Here is a 19,446-nt window from a genome sequence, read left to right on the forward strand (position 1 = left end):
AACCAGCAAGTGGCGTCCCCTAGGGGATTCGAACCCCTGTTACCGCCGTGAAAGGGCGGTGTCCTGGGCCTCTAGACGAAGGGGACACAAAGTCTCAATCGCAAGACGCCTTGCTTCTCTACATCTATCAGACAATCTGTGTGAGCACTACAAAGGCAGGTTCTTTAAGGTAAGGAGGTGATCCAACCGCAGGTTCCCCTACGGTTACCTTGTTACGACTTCACCCCAGTCATGAATCACAAAGTGGTAAGCGCCCTCCCGAAGGTTAAGCTACCTACTTCTTTTGCAACCCACTCCCATGGTGTGACGGGCGGTGTGTACAAGGCCCGGGAACGTATTCACCGTGGCATTCTGATCCACGATTACTAGCGATTCCGACTTCATGGAGTCGAGTTGCAGACTCCAATCCGGACTACGACATACTTTATGAGGTCCGCTTGCTCTCGCGAGGTCGCTTCTCTTTGTATATGCCATTGTAGCACGTGTGTAGCCCTGGTCGTAAGGGCCATGATGACTTGACGTCATCCCCACCTTCCTCCAGTTTATCACTGGCAGTCTCCTTTGAGTTCCCGGCCGGACCGCTGGCAACAAAGGATAAGGGTTGCGCTCGTTGCGGGACTTAACCCAACATTTCACAACACGAGCTGACGACAGCCATGCAGCACCTGTCTCACGGTTCCCGAAGGCACAACCGCATCTCTGCAGTCTTCCGTGGATGTCAAGACCAGGTAAGGTTCTTCGCGTTGCATCGAATTAAACCACATGCTCCACCGCTTGTGCGGGCCCCCGTCAATTCATTTGAGTTTTAACCTTGCGGCCGTACTCCCCAGGCGGTCTACTTAACGCGTTAGCTCCGGAAGCCACGCCTCAAGGGCACAGCCTCCAAGTAGACATCGTTTACGGCGTGGACTACCAGGGTATCTAATCCTGTTTGCTCCCCACGCTTTCGCACCTGAGCGTCAGTCTTCGTCCAGGGGGCCGCCTTCGCCACCGGTATTCCTCCAGATCTCTACGCATTTCACCGCTACACCTGGAATTCTACCCCCCTCTACGAGACTCAAGCCTGCCAGTTTCGAATGCAGTTCCCAGGTTGAGCCCGGGGATTTCACATCCGACTTGACAGACCGCCTGCGTGCGCTTTACGCCCAGTAATTCCGATTAACGCTTGCACCCTCCGTATTACCGCGGCTGCTGGCACGGAGTTAGCCGGTGCTTCTTCTGCGGGTAACGTCAATGACTGCGGTTATTAACCACAATCCCTTCCTCCCCGCTGAAAGTACTTTACAACCCGAAGGCCTTCTTCATACACGCGGCATGGCTGCATCAGGCTTGCGCCCATTGTGCAATATTCCCCACTGCTGCCTCCCGTAGGAGTCTGGACCGTGTCTCAGTTCCAGTGTGGCTGGTCATCCTCTCAGACCAGCTAGGGATCGTCGCCTTGGTGAGCCGTTACCTCACCAACAAGCTAATCCCATCTGGGCACATCCGGTGGCAAGAGGCCCGAAGGTCCCCCTCTTTGGTCTTGCGACGTTATGCGGTATTAGCTACCGTTTCCAGTAGTTATCCCCCTCCACCGGGCAGTTTCCCAGACATTACTCACCCGTCCGCCACTCGTCAGCGAAGCAGCAAGCTGCTTCCTGTTACCGTTCGACTTGCATGTGTTAGGCCTGCCGCCAGCGTTCAATCTGAGCCATGATCAAACTCTTCAATTTAAGTTTGATGCTCGTGAATTAAACTTCGTAATGAATTACGTGTTCACTCAGAGACTTGGTATTCATTTTTCGTCTTGCGACGTTAAGAATCCATGTCACTTTGAGTGCCCACACAGATTGTCTGATAAATTGTTAAAGAGCAGTTGCGACGCGCTTCAGCGCTCTGTCGCGAGGTGGCGTATATTACGCTTTCCTCTTTCAGAGTCAACCCTGAATTTCAGGATTTTTCTCTTCAACCGGACCGGCTGTTTGTGTGAAGTGATTCACATCCGCCGTGTCGATGGAGGCGCATTATAGGGAGTTCCCGAGCATCCGCAATAGAAAAATTGCAGAAAAATGTCTGACTGCTGCATTCCCCAGCAAAACCCCGCCTTATACCCTTTTACACACAGAGTTATCCACAAAGATGGCGATCTTTGCGTAGATCGTTCCTGCAATAAAGGATCTTCAACAATGGGATAAGCGATGTCGAAATCGAAAAAGAAAAATTCGCGAGCGTTGCGCAAACGTTTTCGTTACAATGCCCCCGCAAAACAAGGATGCCCCATAAGGGGCGTTAGCTAAGTTTTTCGAGAAAGATTCAGCTAACGCTCTCTGTAATAGTCAAATCCAGGGGATTTACCATGCAACAACGTCGTCCAGTCCGCCGCGCTCTGCTCAGTGTTTCTGACAAGGCCGGTATCATCGAATTCGCCCAGGCACTTTCCGCACGTGGTGTGGAGCTGCTGTCGACAGGGGGCACTGCCCGTCTGTTAGCAGATAAAGGTCTGCCGGTGACCGAAGTTTCCGATTACACCGGTTTCCCGGAAATGATGGATGGACGCGTGAAGACCCTGCATCCTAAAGTCCACGGCGGCATTCTTGGCCGTCGCGGCCAGGATGATGGCATTATGGAACAACACGGTATCGCGCCTATTGATATGGTTGTGGTGAACCTGTATCCGTTCGCCCAGACCGTAGCCCGTGAAGGCTGCTCGCTGGAAGACGCGGTTGAAAACATTGATATTGGCGGTCCGACCATGGTGCGCTCCGCCGCCAAGAATCATAAAGATGTCGCCATTGTGGTAAAGAGCAGCGACTACAACGCCATCATTAACGAAATGGATGCCAACGAAGGGTCACTGACCCTGAAGACGCGTTTCGACCTCGCCATCAAAGCCTTCGAACACACCGCCGCGTACGACAGCATGATTGCCAACTACTTTGGCAGTATGGTTCCGGCCTACCACGGCGAAAGTAAAGACGCCGCCGGTCGTTTCCCGCGTACCCTGAACCTGAACTTTATTAAAAAACAGGATATGCGTTACGGTGAGAATAGCCACCAGCAGGCCGCCTTCTATATAGAAGAAGAGATAAAAGAAGCGTCGGTCGCCACCGCTCAGCAGGTTCAGGGCAAAGCGCTCTCTTATAACAATATTGCCGACACCGACGCTGCGCTGGAATGTGTGAAAGAATTCAGCGAGCCGGCCTGCGTTATCGTCAAGCACGCCAACCCGTGCGGCGTTGCGGTAAGCACTTCTATTCTGGATGCCTACGATCGCGCCTACAAAACCGACCCGACCTCCGCGTTCGGCGGCATTATCGCCTTCAACCGCGAGCTGGATGCTGAAACTGCTCAGGCCATCATCTCCCGCCAGTTTGTTGAAGTGATCATCGCGCCATCGGCCTCTGCAGAAGCGCTGAAAATCACTTCTGCCAAACAGAACGTGCGCGTGCTGGTTTGCGGCCAATGGGCAGAACGCGTGCCGGGTCTGGACTTCAAACGCGTAAACGGCGGTCTGCTGGTTCAGGATCGCGATCTGGGCATGGTGACGGAAGCCGATCTGCGCGTGGTGACCAGACGTCAGCCGAGTGAGCAGGAACTGCGTGACGCGCTGTTCTGCTGGAAAGTGGCGAAATTCGTGAAGTCTAACGCCATTGTTTATGCGAAAGAGAATATGACTATCGGCATTGGCGCAGGCCAGATGAGCCGCGTTTATTCCGCGAAAATCGCCGGGATTAAGGCAGGCGATGAAGGTCTGGAAGTCAAAGGTTCTGCAATGGCTTCTGACGCCTTCTTCCCGTTCCGCGATGGTATTGACGCCGCTGCCGCCGTGGGCGTGAGCTGCGTGATCCAGCCTGGCGGTTCTATCCGCGATGATGAAGTGATTGCCGCCGCCGATGAACACGGCATCGCGATGATCTTCACCGACATGCGCCACTTCCGCCATTAATGGAGCAACAGATGAAAGTATTAGTGATCGGCAACGGCGGGCGCGAACATGCGCTGGCGTGGAAAGCGGCTCAGTCGCCGAAAGTCGAAACCGTCTATGTTGCGCCGGGTAACGCCGGTACCGCGCTGGAACCCACGCTGCAGAATGTGGCAATCAGCGCTACCGATATTCCGGCGCTGCTGAATTTCGCCCAAAGCGAGAAGATCGATCTCACCATCGTCGGGCCGGAAGCGCCGTTAGTGATGGGGGTGGTGGATACCTTCCGCGCCGCGGGTCTGAAAATCTTCGGGCCAACCGAAGGCGCCGCGCAGCTCGAAGGCTCCAAAGCCTTCACCAAAGATTTTCTCGCTCGTCATCACATCCCGACGGCGGAATATCAGAACTTCACCGACGTGGAGCCTGCTCTGGCTTACTTACGTGAAAAAGGCGCGCCAATTGTCATCAAGGCCGACGGTCTGGCCGCCGGGAAAGGCGTGATTGTCGCGATGACGCTCGAAGAGGCGGAAGCCGCGGTTCAGGATATGCTGGCAGGCAACGCTTTTGGCGACGCGGGTCACCGCATCGTGATCGAGGAATTTCTCGACGGGGAAGAAGCCAGCTTTATCGTGATGGTGGACGGCGAGCATGTACTGCCGATGGCAACCAGTCAGGATCATAAGCGCGTGGGCGATGGCGATACCGGCCTGAACACTGGCGGAATGGGTGCCTACTCGCCCGCGCCAGTGGTTACCGACGACGTTCATCAGCGCACCATGGAACGCATTATCTGGCCAACCGTAAAAGGGATGGCGGCGGAAGGCAATACGTATACCGGTTTCTTGTATGCGGGGCTAATGATCGACAAGCAGGGTAACCCGAAGGTCATTGAATTCAACTGCCGCTTTGGCGATCCGGAAACCCAGCCTATCATGCTGCGCATGAAGTCCGATCTGGTTGAACTGTGTCTGGCGGCCTGCGAAGGCAAACTGGACGCACAAAAATCCGAATGGGATAAGCGCGCTTCACTGGGCGTGGTGATGGCCGCGGGCGGATACCCGGGTGACTACCGCAACGGCGATGTGATCCACGGCCTGCCGCTGGAAGACGTGGCGGACGGTAAAGTCTTCCACGCCGGTACAAAACTGGCTGATGACGAGCAGGTCGTCACCAGCGGTGGTCGCGTTCTGTGCGTCACCGCACTCGGTGACACCGTTGCCGAAGCCCAGAAACGGGCGTATGCCTTAATGACCGACATCCGCTGGGACGACTGCTTCTGCCGTCACGACATCGGCTGGCGCGCCATTGAACGCGAGCAAAACTAACGCGACAGTTTTGCAAGCAGCGTTTTACGCGTAATCCCTAACTGACGGGCGGCTTCCGTTTTGTTGCCGCCCGTTTTTTCAAGCGCCGCCAGAATCACCTCTTTTTCAACCTCCACCAGCGGCTGAATGGTTTGCTCCTGCACAAGCGGGATCGGCTGTCCCGCAATCGTCAGCGGCAATTCACGTTCTGAAATGTACTCTCCCGTCAGCAACACCACGGCACGCTCAATGGCGTTTTCCAGTTCGCGGATATTCCCCGGCCAGGCGTAATGAATCAGCAGATCCATCGCCTGTGGCGTAAAGCCTTTCACCGCTTTGCGGTTACGTGCCGCAAAACGCTGAAGAAAATGTTCGGCTAACAGCGGAATGTCTTCCCGACGCTGACGCAGGGACGGCATTTCGATGGTTACCACGTTCAGCCGGTAGTAGAGATCCTGACGAAAGCGCCCGGCGCTGACTTCCTGCGCCAGATCCCGATGGGTGGCGGCGATCAGACGTACGTCAACCGTGAGCGTCTGGTTGCTGCCTACCCGCTGCACTTCACGCTCCTGGATTGCCCGCAGCAGACGCACCTGCATCATGGGCGAGATATCGCCGATCTCATCCAGAAACAGTGTACCGCCGTCGGCTTCGACAAAGCGGCCCTCGCGACGCTTGTCGGCGCCGGTAAACGCCCCCTTTTCATGCCCGAACAGTTCGGATTCCAGCAGGGACTCATTGAGCGCCGCACAGTTCAGCGTGACCAGCGGCTTGTCGCTGCGCGCGCTGCTGGCATGGAGCGCGCGCGCGACCAGCTCTTTGCCAGTACCGGAGTCACCATGAATCAGCACCGTCGCGTCGGATGGGGCAACCATTGCGATTTCGCTCAACAGCTGCTGCATCGCCGGGCTTTTTCCCACCATACCGAACTGGCGGGCGGAAACGGACGGCAGATCGCCCGGCGCCTCCTGCGCATGGGCCAGCGATTTCTCCAGCGTCTCCTGTAGGCGGTCAAAATCCAGCGGTTTGATCAGGTAATCCAGCGCCCCGGTTTTTAACGCTTCCACCGCCGTCTCGACGCTGGAAAACGCTGTCATAATCAGTACCGGAATTGCCGGGTTAAGCGCTTTAATCTCTTTGAGCGTCTCAATACCATCCAGTTCCGCCATGCGCACATCGCACAATACCAGGTCAAAGACATGCTCGCGTATCTTCTCCAGCGCCGCCCGCCCGCTGTATGCCAGCGCGACGTTATAGCCCCAGCCGCGAAGCAGCGCCTGTAATATCGTGCAGTGGCTGACATCATCATCTACCACCAGAATGTCGATCGTTTCGCCCGTCATCCTTGTACTTCCTTCTGTTTTGCTTTTACCGGCAGCCAGAGGGTAAAGATAGCGCCTTTGCCCGCCGGGCTTTCTGCCTTGATCGTCCCACCATGCTGTTCAATGATGTTTTGCACTACCGCCAGGCCCAGCCCGGTGCCTTCGGCTTTTGTGGTGTAGTAAGGGGTAAAAATCGTCTCCAGCTGTTCCGGCGCAATCCCCTTCCCGCTGTCTGCAACGACAATCTTAACGCGATCGGCGCCGCTCATGCTTATATCGACGTTAATCGTACCTTGCCTGTCGATGGCGTGTATCGCGTTCAGGTAAAGGTTTAACAACACCTGCGTCAACCTGTCCGGATCGGCCTGGATAAGCGGCAGGGCCGCATTGGGCGTAAACCGCAATTCAATAGCCCGACTCTGCGCGTCCTGGCTCACCAACTGCAGCGAATGGGTAATGACCGTATTGAGATCTACCGGCTGGAGCGTCAAATGAGCGGGCTTCACCAGCTCAAGTAGCTCGCTGACGACCCGGTTTAACCGGTCGGCCTCTTTCGCCATCACCTGCGCCAGCGCGTGCGCTTCACCGCCCGCCGGGGCGCGCTCGGCAAAATACCGCGCCAGCCCTTTAATGGATGACAGCGGATTGCGGATTTCATGCGCCACCCCCGCCGCCAGATGCCCAAGCGCCAGCAGTTTTTCCTGCCGGTTCATTTCGTCCTGAAGCAGTTGTCGCGAACGGAGATATCGCCGGTACCAGAAAAAGGCCATCAACGTCGCCAACAGCACTGTCGTTAAGGCGAAAAGCATGATCAGCATATTGCGCCATTCACGCGCCTGGGTGGTGGCTAACTCACTGGCGTCAAAGGCGATGAAAATCGTCTGCGGCGTGGAAGATATTCCAGCATTGCGCCCCTCGCAACGCGGCATGGCGCCCATGCCGTGTCGACCCGGCGAATGTAGTGGCTGGAACTGGCGGTAAATCTCCAGTGCGGGAACGGTTTTCCCCTGTTCATCCACGGCGTCAACAGAGCGCCAGCGCGCGTCCTCACCGGGATGCAAATGCTGTATCTCATCTGCCGCGTAAAGGGTTCCGCCCACCCGCGCAGGATCGCTGTGCATCAGGATATTTCCCTGCGCGTCCGTGACCGCAAACCAAAGCACGCCAGGCTGCCCTGCCATCTCTTCCAACAGGGTCTGCTGCTGGGCGTGATGCATGCGCATCCCCATCCCGACGCGCGTGCCCGACTCCAGCGCGCGAATCAGCACGCCGCCTTTTTCCAGTAGCGTCTGACGTGCAGAGTCACTTTCCCGGCCATAATCACGGATCACCGCGGCGGCGAATAGCCCGACCAGAATCAGAATGGCGACGGGCAGTATGCCGCTGAGCCATTTCGTAACCGTATCCTTGTGGTGTCGCATAATCCCCTTCGCTTTCACCCGTTATTAATCTCTCCCGATTCAGCAGAAATCATGCCACTTTTTACCGCGCATATCCCTGTTCAGGCACTCAACCCCGGCCCGAAACGAGTAAAAATGACGCGCGGGGTTATTCCGGCGGGTCATTTTTACTCGCTTTTTCGTGAGCGCGCTGACTCAGGCCGCCATTTCCGGGGCTGAGTCCGCTGGCACGGAAGATGCAATACGGTGAGTGAGATGACCAACAGGAGGATAAATGATGAAACGGAATAACAAAGCAGGCCTGGCGATGATTGCGCTTTCGCTGATGGTTTTGGGCGCCAGCCCGGCGCTGGCACGGCATCACTGGGGTTATGGCGACGGTATGTGGCAGCAAAACACCGCTCCGCTCACTGCGGAACAGCAAGTCGCCGCACAAAAAATCCATAATACGTACTACAACCAGGCCAACACACTGCGCCAGCAGCTTATGTCTAAACGTTATGAGTACAACGCGCTGCTCTCCACCAATCCCCCGGACAGCGCAAAGATCAACGCCGTCGCGAAAGAAATGACGTCGTTACGCCAGTCGCTGGACGATCTGCGGGTGAAACGCGATGTGGAGATGGCGGAAGCAGGCGTACCGCAGGGCACGGGTATGGGCTACGGCGGCTGCGGAGGACGTGGCGGTCATATGGGGATGGGGCACTGGTAAAGCGCACGCCGACTTGCGTCAGAACGTCTTCTCGGTCGGCTGCCAGCGACAGAAGTCAGAGTTTGCCACCAGCAACAGCTGTGACCCTTCGGGCGCTTCCAGCCACGCCACGCTTACGTCCATTGACGAGTGGCGCTGGCGGCGCTCGATATGATTCATTGCCCATGGCTCCAGATCGGGTTTCAGTGTTTCACCTTCACAGGTGGTCACCGTACGCTCAGCGGCATGCCAGCGTCCCTGTCGCAACACCACGCGCCCCAGGCGCAGTGCGTCGCTGGTCTGGCGAATCTGCCCCGCGCGATAGCGGTATAAGGCGATTTGATCGTTAGAAAGCTGCTGCTTATGTCCGTCGACTTCACGCTGCATAAAGCTCAGCTCACCGCGATCGTCAAACCGCACGCGGATATGCTCCGGCGGTTTGCTGTAAATATTGAGTTCAATCAGAGAGAGGGTTTCTCCCTGCCAGCGGTACTCGCTGGTGGTAGTACTGCCGTTACGCCACGGGCTAAACACCGAAAGCAGATGCACGCCGTCCGCTTCATCTTTACGCCAGATACGCACGGCGCCCTGATCGTCAGCGAATCCGCTGGCGGTAAAGGGCGGTGGAGAAGCGTTATGACTGCAGGCCGTCAGCAACAGCACGCCCGCCAGCGCCAGCGTACGACGCCAGACAGACAAAAGGGGCGACACCGCCCCTTCGTTAAAACTGTTCACAGCCACGCGGTCTTACTTAACAGCGTCTTTCAGTGCCTTACCAGAAACAAATGCCGGTACGTTAGCAGCGGCGATTTTGATTTCTTTACCGGTCTGCGGGTTGCGGCCAGTGCGCTCAGCACGGTGGTTCACTTTGAAGGTACCGAAACCAACCAGTTGTACAGCATCGCCTTCTTTCAGAGACTCAGTAATGGCAGCCAGAGTAGATTCCAGAGCAGCTTTAGCCTGGGTTTTGGACAGTTCTGCTTTGTCTGCAATTACATCAATCAGTTGAGTCTTGTTCATAAGTTATCCTTACAATGTGTTTATCGCTTGCTAAGCATCGAGTGCGACGGAAATGCCAGAAAAGCACTCTCCTGCATACACGCACCGATAGCCACTTTTTTTCGCCCTCCAAATGTAGACCAGACGGGGGGCGGAAGGGAAGCCTTCAGGCACGACAATTCAGACGTTAAATCACGTTTTCGTGTCTTATTGCTGAAAATTTATACCGATATTGCTCTCGCCAGCCTCACGCAGGTCTGCTCTGAGCCCTTTTATCAGTTCAATGTCGCGTTCTTCGCAGTCGGCTAAAAGTCGGAATATTTCCCACTGAATATCCCATTCCTGCTCAACCGCAGGGTTCTCTTTCAGCTCCTCATCGGTCATTTCGCGACCCGCCTGAGTCATTTCCAGCATCGCTACCGTGGTAATGGATGTCTTACTGACTTCAATGGCATGCTCAAGCGTTTCTCCGCTCAAACGAGAATGTACCAGTTCGCTCAACGCCACACAGGCGTCTATCGCCGGATAAACGCCATACAGGTCATAGTCGTCCGCGACCGGAATCGCCTCTTCGAACTTCTCCAGTTGGCTGTCGAAATTCACTTTCGCGTCTTTCACCGTCAGCGTTTCCCAGATGAGGTCGAGGATACGGCGATACACCTGACCGTCGCCAAAGTCCGTCTGTTTGCAGAACATGGCGTAGTTCGGATACATGCGCTCGCACAGGCAGGCCATAAACGTAACGTGCTGCCAGCTTTCCAGGCGTTCCAGACGCAGATGAATCGGGTTTTGTAACATGATGAATTCTCGAAACGGAAATTAGCCGCAGTGTACATTAATCAGGGCTGAATTTCCTGCCATCGCGTGAAGGCCGGACGCCCTGACGCAACGGCATCCGCCCAGCGAGTCGGCTCCGGCAGACGATAGCCTTTCATGCAGCGTTGCACCCACGCCAGCGCGCTGTCCAGCCCGACGCGATGCCCTGTCGCGATAAACAGCGGATTACACCGCGCCTTGCTGCGCCACACCCAGGCCAGTTGCTCGCCTTTGTCCATCAGCGGCGCCAGTGCGCCAGGCTCCGCGGAGAGCGGTTCAAACTTGCCGCACAGGCGTTTTTTCGCCACGCCAATAGTGGGCACGTCCACCAGTAGCCCAAAATGGCTGGCGACGCCGAGACGGCGCGGGTGTGAAACACCGTGACCGTCGACAAACAGCAGGTCGGGTTTTTGCGACAGTTGTTCCCACGCCGCGAGCAGCGCGGGGTATTCACGAAACGAGAGGAAGCCGGGGATATAAGGCATGGTGGTGGCGATACGCGCCACCTTGTATTCGACCAGCTCAAGAGAAGGGTATTTCAGCAAAACCATTGCTGCTCGCGTCACCTCTCCCCCCTGCTCAAACCCGACGTCTGCCCCGGCGATCAGATCCGGCGGATCGTTATCGAGCCGATCCTCGCGGATCACGGATGAAGCAAGGTCAAGTTGTTGAGCGCGTAGCGACGCGAGATCCATGGTTTCTCCTTAGCGGTGGTATTGCGCGGACAGTCGGTGTACGGCCTCCACAAATGCGCCAGCGTGTTCCGGCGGCACATCCTGATGGATGCCGTGGCCGAGGTTAAAGACGTGGCCTTCGCCCTGGCCGAAACCAGAAAGTATAGACGCCACTTCCTCTTCGATGCGGGCAGGCGGCGCATAAAGCATCGACGGGTCCATGTTGCCTTGCAGGGCGACCTTATGCCCGACGCGGCGACGCGCGTCGGCAATATCGGTGGTCCAGTCCAGTCCCAGCGCGTCACAGCCGGTTTCCGCCATTGCTTCCAGCCACTGTCCGCCGCCTTTGGTGAATAGTGTGACCGGCACGCGGCGACCGTCATTTTCGCGTAGCAGGCCATCGACAATTTTGTGCATGTAGTACAGTGAGAACTGCTGATAGTCGCGTCCGGTCAGCACGCCGCCCCAGGTATCGAAAATCATCACCGACTGGGCGCCCGCTTTGATTTGCGCGTTGAGATACAGCGTGACGCTTTTCGCCAGCTTATCGAGCAGCGCGTGCAGGGTATGCGGGTCGGCGTACATCATCTTCTTGATCACGGTGAAAGCCTTGCTGCTGCCGCCTTCCACCATGTAGGTCGCCAGCGTCCACGGGCTACCGGAGAAGCCGATGAGCGGGACCTCGCCTTTCAGTTCACGGCGAATCGTACGCACGGCGTTCATCACGTAGCCCAGCTCGTCTTCCGGATCGGGAATGGGGAGTTTGTCGACGTCAGCCTTACAGGCGACCGGCGAAGTAAAACGTGGGCCTTCTCCGGCTTCAAAGTAAAGGCCCAGCCCCATCGCATCCGGAATGGTCAGAATGTCCGAAAAGAGGATCGCCGCATCCAGCGGATAACGGCGCAGCGGCTGGAGCGTGACTTCGCAGGCCAGCTCGGCGTTTTTGCACAGGGACATAAAATCGCCTGCCTGGGCGCGGGTCGCTTTATACTCCGGTAAATAACGGCCAGCCTGGCGCATCATCCATACCGGGGTGACATCAACGGGCTGGCGCAGCAGCGCACGCAGATAACGATCGTTTTTCAGTTCGGTCATTTTGCAGTTCCTTATTGCGTCAGTCCGTCAGTTTACCATGTCATTCATATTCAGCCCGACATATTGCCACCGTATCTTCGATCAGACGCCGCGCGACGGTGCCTGGCGGCGGCAGAAGCGGTAAATCGTCGTAGCGATACCAGTCCGCTTCCAGCAACTCTTTTGGATCGATGACAATCTCGCCGCTGTCGTATTCCGCCATAAACGCGGTCATCAACGACATCGGGAACGGCCACGGCTGCGAGGTCACGTAGCGCAGATTTTTCACTGTAATCCCGCTCTCTTCCATCACTTCGCGCGCGACAGCCTGTTCCAGCGTTTCGCCCACCTCCACGAACCCGGCGAGCACGGTATGAATGCCATTGCGATGGCGGGTATGTTGGGCGAGCAGAAGGGTATCATCACGACGAATGGCGACAATAATACAGGGGGCGATTTGTGGATAGTAGCGTTCACGGCAGTGGCGACACAGCATTGCCCATTCGGTTTTACTCGGGTGCATAGGGTGACCGCAGTAGCCGCAGAATTTGTGCGAGCGGAAGAACTCCGCCAGCTGCACGCCCCGCCCCGCCAATTGAAACAAGCCGACATCCTGATCGATAACCTGGCGGACTGACCCCATATCGTGACGACGCTGCTGCTGTATCAACCAGACAGGCTCACCTTCCCATTCGCCAATGTGTAATGCGCGCTGTCCCACAAGATCGAAATTTGCCGCGTCGCCGTGTGGCAATTCCCCATAGGGCAACCATAATTTTTGTTCATGACTGACGATCCACCAGCCGTGATCCCATTTTTCAATAATACGATCCATAGCTCTTGCACTACCTTTGCGTCACTGGCATGTTGATAACATTATTTTTACATTTCTGGGTAAGCAGTTTTAACTCTACACTTGCGGAGTCAATCATGTTAAACCAGCTGGAAAACCTGACGGAACGCGTCGGTGGAAGTAATAAACTGGTTGATCGCTGGCTACATGTACGTAAGCATCTGCTCGTGGCTTACTACAATCTGGTTGGCATTAAGCCTGGCAAAGAATCGTACATGCGGTTGAATGAAAAAGCGCTGGATGATTTTTGTCAGAGCCTGGTCGATTACCTTTCCGCCGGACACTTCAGTATTTATGAACGTATTCTGCATAAATTGGAAGGGAACGGTCAGCTTTTAAACGCGACCAAAATCTGGCCACAGCTGGAAGCCAATACCCAGCAGATCATGAACTACTATGATTCCACTCTCGAGACCGCCATCGATCATGACAATTGCTATGAATTTCAACAGGCGCTGTCGGATATCGGCGAAGCGCTGGAAGCACGCTTTGTTCTCGAAGATAAGCTGATTATGCTGGTATTTGACGCCATGCATGACCACGCCAGAATTAAACGACCTGCTTGAGTTCTGCGCAATTAACGAGTAGGTTAAAAACGTCCCCCTCTCCGGAGGGGATGTCATCTTGTCGGAGTGCCTGATTTCCACAACGTATCCGCGATGCCAGAAGGTAACGCAAAGAATGAAGTGGAAAAGGCTGAGACCGTTAATTCGGGATCCGCGGAACCTGATCAGGTTAAGACCTGCGAAGGGAACAAGAGTAATTCTGCATCATGCACCTGCCCGCAAGGGCGGCGCACATCCATTACTCCATCCGTCGTCTGACAAGCCACGTCCTTAATTTTTTATGGAATGAGCTATGTCTACCACTCAGTTAACCCGTCGCGAGCAGCGCGCCCAGGCCCAGCATTTTATTGATACGCTGGAAGGCACCGCTTTCCCCAATTCGAAGCGGATCTACATTACCGGTTCACAGCCGGATATCCGCGTCCCGATGCGGGAGATCCAGCTTAGCCCGACGCTTATCGGCGGCAGCAAAGAGGCTCCTCAGTTCGAAGCTAATGAAGCCGTACCGGTGTACGATACCTCCGGCCCCTATGGCGACCCGGAAATTGCCATCAACGTGCAGCAGGGTCTGGCGAAACTGCGCCAACCGTGGATTGACGCGCGTGACGACAGTGAAGCGCTCAGCGATCGCAGCTCTGCCTATACCAAAGCTCGCCTGGCCGACGACGGTCTGGATGCGCTGCGCTTTACCGGCCTGCTGACGCCAAAACGCGCCAAAGCGGGTCGCCGTGTCACACAGCTACATTACGCCCGCCAGGGGATCGTCACGCCAGAGATGGAATTTATCGCCATTCGTGAAAACATGGGTCGCGAGCGCATCCACAGCGAAGTCCTGCGCCATCAGCATCCGGGCGAGGGCTTTGGCGCACGCCTGCCGGAGAACATCACGCCGGAGTTTGTGCGTGACGAAGTGGCTGCGGGCCGCGCGATTATTCCCGCCAACATCAATCACCCGGAATCCGAGCCAATGATCATTGGCCGCAATTTCCTGGTGAAGGTCAACGCTAACATCGGCAACTCGGCGGTCACTTCCTCCATCGAAGAAGAGGTGGAAAAGCTGGTATGGTCAACCCGCTGGGGCGCAGACACGGTCATGGACCTCTCCACCGGCCGCTATATTCACGAAACCCGCGAGTGGATCCTGCGTAACAGCCCGGTGCCGATCGGCACTGTCCCGATCTATCAGGCGCTGGAGAAAGTTAATGGGATCGCTGAAGATCTCACCTGGGAAGCCTTTCGCGACACATTGCTGGAACAGGCGGAACAGGGCGTGGACTACTTCACTATTCACGCCGGCGTGTTGCTGCGTTACGTGCCAATGACGGCGAAACGCCTGACCGGCATCGTCTCGCGCGGTGGGTCGATCATGGCGAAGTGGTGTTTGTCCCATCATCAGGAAAACTTCCTCTATACGCATTTCCGCGAGATCTGCGAAATCTGCGCCGCTTACGACGTTTCGCTCTCGCTGGGAGACGGCCTGCGCCCCGGTTCCATTCAGGATGCCAACGACGAAGCGCAATTCGCTGAACTGCATACCCTGGGCGAGCTGACAAAAATCGCCTGGGAATACGACGTACAGGTGATGATCGAGGGGCCTGGACATGTGCCGATGCAGATGATCCGCCGCAACATGACCGAGGAGCTGGAACACTGCCACGAAGCGCCGTTCTACACCCTGGGGCCGTTAACCACGGATATTGCACCGGGATATGACCACTTCACCTCCGGCATTGGTGCGGCGATGATCGGCTGGTTTGGCTGCGCCATGCTCTGCTATGTGACGCCGAAAGAACACCTCGGTTTGCCAAACAAAGAGGACGTGAAACAGGGGCTGATCACCTACAAAATTGCCGCCCACGCCGCGGATCTGGCGAAAGGCCACCCGGGCGCGCAGATCCGCGACAACGCGATGTCGAAAGCGCGCTTTGAATTCCGCTGGGAAGACCAGTTCAACCTGGCGCTGGACCCGTTTACCGCTCGCGCCTATCACGACGAAACCCTGCCGCAGGAATCAGGCAAAGTAGCCCACTTCTGCTCCATGTGCGGGCCCAAATTCTGCTCGATGAAAATCAGCCAGGAAGTGCGTGACTACGCCGCCGCGCAGACCATTGAAGTGGGGATGGCGGATATGTCGGAGAATTTCCGCGCCAGGGGCGGCGAAATTTATCTGCGTAAGGAGGAAGCGTGATGTATCAGCCCGATTTTCCTTCCGTCCCTTTTCGTCTGGGGCTGTATCCGGTTGTCGACAGCGTCGCGTGGATCGAACGCCTGCTGGAGGCGGGCGTACGTACCCTCCAGCTACGCATCAAGGATAAACGCGATGAAGAGGTAGAAGCTGACGTGGCCGCCGCCATTGCGCTCGGGCGTCGCTACGATGCCCGCCTGTTTATCAACGACTACTGGCGGCTGGCGATCAAGCACAATGCCTACGGCGTACATCTGGGCCAGGAAGATCTGGAAACCACCGATTTGCATGCCATCCGCGAAGCCGGCTTGCGACTTGGCGTTTCCACTCATGACGATATGGAGATCGACGTGGCGCTCGCCGCTCGCCCCTCCTATATCGCCCTCGGCCACGTTTTCCCGACGCAAACCAAACAGATGCCTTCGGCGCCGCAGGGGTTGACGCAGTTGACGGCCCACATTAAGCGCCTTGCCGATTATCCCACCGTCGCCATCGGCGGGATCAGCCTTGAACGCGCCCCTGCCGTGCTGGAAACCGGTGTCGGTAGCATTGCGGTGGTCAGTGCGATCACTCAGGCCGAAGACTGGCGCGTCGCTACCGCGCAGTTACTCGAATTAGCAGGAGTGGGTGATGAACGATCGTGATTTTATGCGCTACAGCCGTCAAATTCTGCTTGGCGAGATTGCCGTAGAAGGGCAGCAAAGGCTACTCGACAGCCATGTGCTGATTGTCGGCCTGGGCGGTTTAGGTTCGCCTGCCGCGCTTTATCTGGCTGGCGCAGGCATCGGCACGCTGGTGCTGGCCGACGACGACGAGGTGCACATCAGCAACCTGCAACGACAAATACTGTTCACTGCTGATGATATCGCGCACCCCAAATCGCAGATCGCGCGGCAGCGTCTGGCGCGTCTCAATCCGGATATCGAGTTGATCGCGTTACCGCAACGCCTGACCGGTGACGCCCTCAGGCAGGCGGTGGCGCAGGCGGATGTGGTGCTCGACTGCACCGATAATATGGCGACGCGTCAGGCGATTAACGCTGCCTGCGTGGCGCTTGATACGCCGCTGATTACCGCCAGCGCCGTTGGGTTCGGCGGACAGCTCATGGTACTGACGCCGCCCTGGACGCAGGGCTGTTACCGCTGCCTGTGGCCGGACGACGATGAGCCTGAGCGCAACTGTCGTACCGCAGGCGTGGTTGGCCCGGTGGTTGGGGTGATGGGCGCATTACAGGCACTGGAGGCGATCAAATGGCTTAGCGGTGTGGAAGCGCCCACCGGCGAAATGCGCCTGTTTGACGGCAAAACCAGCCAGTGGCGCAGCCTGGCGTTACGGCGCGCCAGCAACTGTCCGGTCTGCGGAGGGCAACATGCAAATCGTGTTTAATGATGAGCCAATACAGTGTGCGAGTGAGCTGTCGGTGTCAGACCTGCTGACGCAGCTCAATCAGCTTAAGCCCGGCACCGCGCTGGCGCTCAATCAACAGATCCTGCCGCGCGAGCAGTGGGAACGCCAAATCGTGCAGGAAGGCGACCAGATCCTGCTTTTTCAGGTTATCGCAGGGGGTTGAGATGTTACGTATCGCAGATAAAACCTTTGATTCACATCTGTTTACCGGCACGGGGAAATTTGCCTCGCCGCAGTTGATGATTGACGCCATCCGCGCCTCAGGCAGTCAGTTGGTGACGCTGGCGATGAAGCGGGTAGATTTGCATAAGCCAAATGACGCGATACTCGCGCCGCTGATCGAGGCAGGTATGACGCTGTTACCTAACACCTCCGGCGCGAAAACGGCTGAAGAAGCCATTTTTGCCGCACAGCTGGCGCGCGAAGCGCTCGGGACAAACTGGCTGAAGCTCGAAATCCATCCTGATGCCCGCTGGCTGCTGCCGGACCCCATCGAAACAGTGAAAGCCGCCGACGCGCTGGTGAAACAGGGATTCGTAGTATTGCCCTACTGCGGCGCTGACCCGGTGTTGTGCAAACGGCTGGAAGAAGCAGGCTGCGCGGCGGTGATGCCGTTAGGCGCGCCAATTGGCTCTAATCAGGGGCTGGAAACGCGCGCGATGCTGGAGATCATCATCCAACAGGCGACTGTTCCGGTGGTGGTGGACGCTGGCATTGGCATCCCCAGCCACGCGGCGCAGGCCCTGGAAATGGGGGCGGATGCCGTGCTGGTTAATACGGCCATCGCGGTGGCTGACGATCCGGTCACCATGGCGAGCGCCTTCCGCCTGGCGGTCGAAGCCGGGTTACTGGCACGCCAGGCGGTGCCCGGCTCTCGTCGCGCCAGCGCCAGCGCCACCAGCCCGCTGACGGGCTTTCTGGAGGCGTCAGTATGAAAACGTTCACTGAGCGCTGGCGACAGCTGGACTGGGATGATATTCGCCTGCGCATCAACAGCAAAACGTCCGCTGACGTGGAACGGGCGCTTAACGCTCACGTACTCAGCCGTGACGATATGATGGCGTTGCTGTCACCTGCGGCCAGCGCGTATCTGGAACCGCTGGCGCAGCGGGCGCAGAAGCTTACCCGCCAGCGCTTCGGCAACACGGTAAGCTTTTACGTTCCGCTGTATCTCTCTAATTTGTGTGCAAACGACTGTACTTACTGTGGTTTTTCAATGAGCAACCGCATCAAGCGCAAGACGCTGGATGAGGCAGAGATTGCGCGGGAGTGCGACGCCATTCGCGAGCTGGGGTTTGAGCATCTGCTGCTGGTGACCGGTGAACATCAGGCTAAGGTGGGAATGGACTATTTTCGTCACCACCTTCCCGCTATTCGTCGTCGGTTTTCATCGTTGCAGATGGAGGTGCAGCCATTATCGGAAGCGGAGTACGCCGAACTAAAAACGCTGGGACTTGACGGCGTGATGGTGTATCAGGAAACCTGGCATGAGGCGCAGTATGCGCAACACCATCTCCGGGGCAAGAAGCAGGACTTTATCTGGCGGCTCGAAACGCCGGATCGTCTGGGGCGCGCCGGGATCGATAAAATTGGCCTTGGCGCGCTGATTGGCCTTTCAGACAGTTGGCGGGTCGATTGCTACATGATGGCTGAACATCTGCTCTGGTTGCAGCAACACTACTGGCAGAGCCGGTATTCTGTCTCTTTCCCGCGCCTGCGTCCGTGCACGGGGGGTATAGCGCCAGCATCGCTCATGGATGAACGTCAACTGGTGCAGACCATTTGCGCCTTTCGTCTGTTCGCGCCGGAGATTGAGCTGTCGCTGTCCACGCGGGAGTCACCGTGGTTTCGGGACCACGTTATTCCGCTGGCCATCAATAACGTCAGCGCCTTCTCGAAAACGCAGCCAGGCGGCTATGCCGACAACCATCCTGAACTGGAGCAGTTCGTCCCCCATGATAACCGGCGTCCTGCCGCTGTCGCCGACGCGCTTAGCGCCCGGGGGTTACAGCCGGTGTGGAAGGACTGGGACCCATACCTTGGGCGCGTCTCGCAAAGATCATGAACGATAATGTAAACCGGTAATTATTCTCCGTGCCGCTACGGAGAACAGAAAACGGGCGGTTGCTGTCAGCCACCCGCTTTTTTAAGGTACGTCCGTCAGCAGTGCTGTCCAGGGCGAAAAGCTTCTTCCTCGTTTCGCCCTGCCCTCACTGCTATCGGCGAGGTTAAATCCCAGTTTCAGCGAAAAGTG

General features: G+C 56.9%; 18 protein-coding genes, 1 tRNA gene, 1 rRNA gene and 1 riboswitch. Of the genes, 10 read left to right on the plus strand and 10 right to left on the minus strand.

What is annotated here, in order from left to right; all coding sequences use genetic code 11:
* Nucleotides 1-10: 10 nt before the first annotated feature.
* A tRNA-Glu gene (locus JY391_RS21020) sits at nucleotides 11-86 on the minus strand.
* A gap of 84 nt (nucleotides 87-170) precedes the next feature.
* Nucleotides 171-1,712, minus strand: a 16S ribosomal RNA gene (locus JY391_RS21025).
* Between the two features lie 623 nt (nucleotides 1,713-2,335).
* On the opposite strand from JY391_RS21025, the gene purH reads away from it, so the two are divergent.
* Both purH and purD read left to right on the plus strand, forming a co-directional pair.
* On the plus strand, nucleotides 2,336-3,925 hold the full coding sequence (gene purH, locus JY391_RS21030; protein ID WP_060569364.1) for a bifunctional phosphoribosylaminoimidazolecarboxamide formyltransferase/IMP cyclohydrolase: 1,590 nt from the start codon (nucleotides 2,336-2,338) through the stop codon (nucleotides 3,923-3,925).
* Nucleotides 3,926-3,936: 11 nt separating this feature from the next.
* Complete coding sequence (gene purD / locus JY391_RS21035; RefSeq protein WP_042292988.1) at nucleotides 3,937-5,226, plus strand: phosphoribosylamine--glycine ligase; 1,290 nt, start codon at nucleotides 3,937-3,939, stop codon at nucleotides 5,224-5,226.
* On the opposite strand, the gene zraR is transcribed toward purD, so the two are convergent.
* On the minus strand, nucleotides 5,223-6,548 hold the full coding sequence (gene zraR, locus JY391_RS21040; RefSeq protein WP_211934972.1) for a sigma-54-dependent response regulator transcription factor ZraR: 1,326 nt from the start codon (nucleotides 6,546-6,548) through the stop codon (nucleotides 5,223-5,225). The genes purD and zraR overlap by 4 nt on opposite strands.
* Nucleotides 6,545-7,948: a two-component system sensor histidine kinase ZraS gene (zraS, locus tag JY391_RS21045; protein ID WP_211934973.1), complete on the minus strand. Its 1,404-nt coding sequence runs from the start codon at nucleotides 7,946-7,948 to the stop codon at nucleotides 6,545-6,547. The genes zraR and zraS overlap by 4 nt, the downstream gene beginning before the upstream one ends.
* 256 nt (nucleotides 7,949-8,204) lie before the next feature.
* Here zraS and zraP point away from each other — a divergent pair, with 256 nt between their 5' ends.
* A complete protein-coding gene (gene zraP, locus JY391_RS21050; RefSeq protein WP_211935839.1) occupies nucleotides 8,205-8,639 on the plus strand; it encodes a zinc resistance sensor/chaperone ZraP in 435 nt (144 codons plus the stop codon).
* A gap of 18 nt (nucleotides 8,640-8,657) precedes the next feature.
* Here zraP and JY391_RS21055 read toward each other — a convergent pair whose 3' ends face one another.
* From JY391_RS21055 to nudC, 6 genes are all read right to left on the minus strand, one after another.
* Nucleotides 8,658-9,353 (minus strand): DUF1481 domain-containing protein, encoded by a 696-nt coding sequence (locus JY391_RS21055; RefSeq protein WP_042292996.1) that lies wholly within the window; start codon nucleotides 9,351-9,353, stop codon nucleotides 8,658-8,660.
* 12 nt (nucleotides 9,354-9,365) lie between these two features.
* On the minus strand, nucleotides 9,366-9,638 hold the full coding sequence (hupA, locus tag JY391_RS21060) for a nucleoid-associated protein HU-alpha (protein WP_001044509.1): 273 nt from the start codon (nucleotides 9,636-9,638) through the stop codon (nucleotides 9,366-9,368).
* A 186-nt stretch (nucleotides 9,639-9,824) separates the two neighbouring features.
* Nucleotides 9,825-10,415, minus strand: a complete 591-nt coding sequence (locus tag JY391_RS21065) for a YjaG family protein (protein ID WP_042292998.1) — start codon at nucleotides 10,413-10,415, stop codon at nucleotides 9,825-9,827.
* Nucleotides 10,416-10,456: 41 nt separating this feature from the next.
* Nucleotides 10,457-11,128, minus strand: coding sequence for a deoxyribonuclease V (gene nfi / locus JY391_RS21070; RefSeq protein WP_042293000.1), 672 nt, complete (start codon nucleotides 11,126-11,128; stop codon nucleotides 10,457-10,459).
* A gap of 9 nt (nucleotides 11,129-11,137) precedes the next feature.
* Nucleotides 11,138-12,202: a uroporphyrinogen decarboxylase gene (hemE, locus tag JY391_RS21075; protein WP_042293003.1), complete on the minus strand. Its 1,065-nt coding sequence runs from the start codon at nucleotides 12,200-12,202 to the stop codon at nucleotides 11,138-11,140.
* Nucleotides 12,203-12,242: 40 nt separating this feature from the next.
* Nucleotides 12,243-13,016: an NAD(+) diphosphatase gene (gene nudC / locus JY391_RS21080; protein ID WP_211934974.1), complete on the minus strand. Its 774-nt coding sequence runs from the start codon at nucleotides 13,014-13,016 to the stop codon at nucleotides 12,243-12,245.
* Nucleotides 13,017-13,111: 95 nt separating this feature from the next.
* Between nudC and JY391_RS21085 the strand changes: the two genes are divergently transcribed.
* The 7 genes from JY391_RS21085 (at nucleotide 13,112) to thiH (ending at nucleotide 19,257) form a co-directional block, all read left to right on the plus strand.
* The gene (locus tag JY391_RS21085) at nucleotides 13,112-13,600 is read left to right on the plus strand and encodes an Rsd/AlgQ family anti-sigma factor (RefSeq protein WP_042293006.1); all 489 of its coding nucleotides are present in this window, start codon (nucleotides 13,112-13,114) and stop codon (nucleotides 13,598-13,600) included.
* 52 nt (nucleotides 13,601-13,652) lie between these two features.
* A riboswitch (TPP riboswitch) is annotated at nucleotides 13,653-13,804 on the plus strand.
* An 88-nt stretch (nucleotides 13,805-13,892) separates the two neighbouring features.
* Complete coding sequence (gene thiC / locus JY391_RS21090; RefSeq protein ID WP_211934975.1) at nucleotides 13,893-15,788, plus strand: phosphomethylpyrimidine synthase ThiC; 1,896 nt, start codon at nucleotides 13,893-13,895, stop codon at nucleotides 15,786-15,788.
* The gene (thiE, locus tag JY391_RS21095; protein ID WP_042293012.1) at nucleotides 15,788-16,429 is read left to right on the plus strand and encodes a thiamine phosphate synthase; all 642 of its coding nucleotides are present in this window, start codon (nucleotides 15,788-15,790) and stop codon (nucleotides 16,427-16,429) included. The genes thiC and thiE overlap by 1 nt, the downstream gene beginning before the upstream one ends.
* Complete coding sequence (locus JY391_RS21100) at nucleotides 16,416-17,171, plus strand: HesA/MoeB/ThiF family protein (protein ID WP_211934976.1); 756 nt, start codon at nucleotides 16,416-16,418, stop codon at nucleotides 17,169-17,171. Before thiE ends, JY391_RS21100 begins: the two co-directional genes overlap by 14 nt.
* Nucleotides 17,155-17,355: a sulfur carrier protein ThiS gene (thiS, locus tag JY391_RS21105; RefSeq protein ID WP_060569356.1), complete on the plus strand. Its 201-nt coding sequence runs from the start codon at nucleotides 17,155-17,157 to the stop codon at nucleotides 17,353-17,355. The genes JY391_RS21100 and thiS overlap by 17 nt, the downstream gene beginning before the upstream one ends.
* Before the next feature lies 1 nt (nucleotide 17,356).
* Nucleotides 17,357-18,127: a thiazole synthase gene (gene thiG, locus JY391_RS21110; protein WP_042293019.1), complete on the plus strand. Its 771-nt coding sequence runs from the start codon at nucleotides 17,357-17,359 to the stop codon at nucleotides 18,125-18,127.
* Nucleotides 18,124-19,257: a 2-iminoacetate synthase ThiH gene (gene thiH, locus JY391_RS21115; protein WP_211934977.1), complete on the plus strand. Its 1,134-nt coding sequence runs from the start codon at nucleotides 18,124-18,126 to the stop codon at nucleotides 19,255-19,257. The genes thiG and thiH overlap by 4 nt, the downstream gene beginning before the upstream one ends.
* Nucleotides 19,258-19,446: the final 189 nt, after the last annotated feature.

It is taken from the genome of Citrobacter sedlakii (assembly GCF_018128425.1).
Taxonomy (GTDB): Bacteria; Pseudomonadota; Gammaproteobacteria; order Enterobacterales; family Enterobacteriaceae; genus Citrobacter_A; species Citrobacter_A sedlakii.

Excerpts from the sequence above, each read along its gene's own strand:
- purH (WP_060569364.1), top strand. The coding sequence starts at position 2,336 with ATGCAACAACGTCGTCCAGTCCGCCGCGCTCTGCTCAGTGTTTCTGAC.
- purD (WP_042292988.1), top strand. The coding sequence starts at position 3,937 with ATGAAAGTATTAGTGATCGGCAACGGCGGGCGCGAACATGCGCTGGCG.
- zraR (WP_211934972.1), bottom strand. The coding sequence starts at position 6,548 with ATGACGGGCGAAACGATCGACATTCTGGTGGTAGATGATGATGTCAGC.
- zraS (WP_211934973.1), bottom strand. The coding sequence starts at position 7,948 with ATGCGACACCACAAGGATACGGTTACGAAATGGCTCAGCGGCATACTG.
- zraP (WP_211935839.1), top strand. The coding sequence starts at position 8,205 with ATGAAACGGAATAACAAAGCAGGCCTGGCGATGATTGCGCTTTCGCTG.
- hupA (WP_001044509.1), bottom strand. The coding sequence starts at position 9,638 with ATGAACAAGACTCAACTGATTGATGTAATTGCAGACAAAGCAGAACTG.
- JY391_RS21065 (WP_042292998.1), bottom strand. The coding sequence starts at position 10,415 with ATGTTACAAAACCCGATTCATCTGCGTCTGGAACGCCTGGAAAGCTGG.
- nfi (WP_042293000.1), bottom strand. The coding sequence starts at position 11,128 with ATGGATCTCGCGTCGCTACGCGCTCAACAACTTGACCTTGCTTCATCC.
- hemE (WP_042293003.1), bottom strand. The coding sequence starts at position 12,202 with ATGACCGAACTGAAAAACGATCGTTATCTGCGTGCGCTGCTGCGCCAG.
- nudC (WP_211934974.1), bottom strand. The coding sequence starts at position 13,016 with ATGGATCGTATTATTGAAAAATGGGATCACGGCTGGTGGATCGTCAGT.
- JY391_RS21085 (WP_042293006.1), top strand. The coding sequence starts at position 13,112 with ATGTTAAACCAGCTGGAAAACCTGACGGAACGCGTCGGTGGAAGTAAT.
- thiC (WP_211934975.1), top strand. The coding sequence starts at position 13,893 with ATGTCTACCACTCAGTTAACCCGTCGCGAGCAGCGCGCCCAGGCCCAG.
- thiE (WP_042293012.1), top strand. The coding sequence starts at position 15,788 with ATGTATCAGCCCGATTTTCCTTCCGTCCCTTTTCGTCTGGGGCTGTAT.
- JY391_RS21100 (WP_211934976.1), top strand. The coding sequence starts at position 16,416 with ATGAACGATCGTGATTTTATGCGCTACAGCCGTCAAATTCTGCTTGGC.
- thiS (WP_060569356.1), top strand. The coding sequence starts at position 17,155 with ATGCAAATCGTGTTTAATGATGAGCCAATACAGTGTGCGAGTGAGCTG.
- thiG (WP_042293019.1), top strand. The coding sequence starts at position 17,357 with ATGTTACGTATCGCAGATAAAACCTTTGATTCACATCTGTTTACCGGC.
- thiH (WP_211934977.1), top strand. The coding sequence starts at position 18,124 with ATGAAAACGTTCACTGAGCGCTGGCGACAGCTGGACTGGGATGATATT.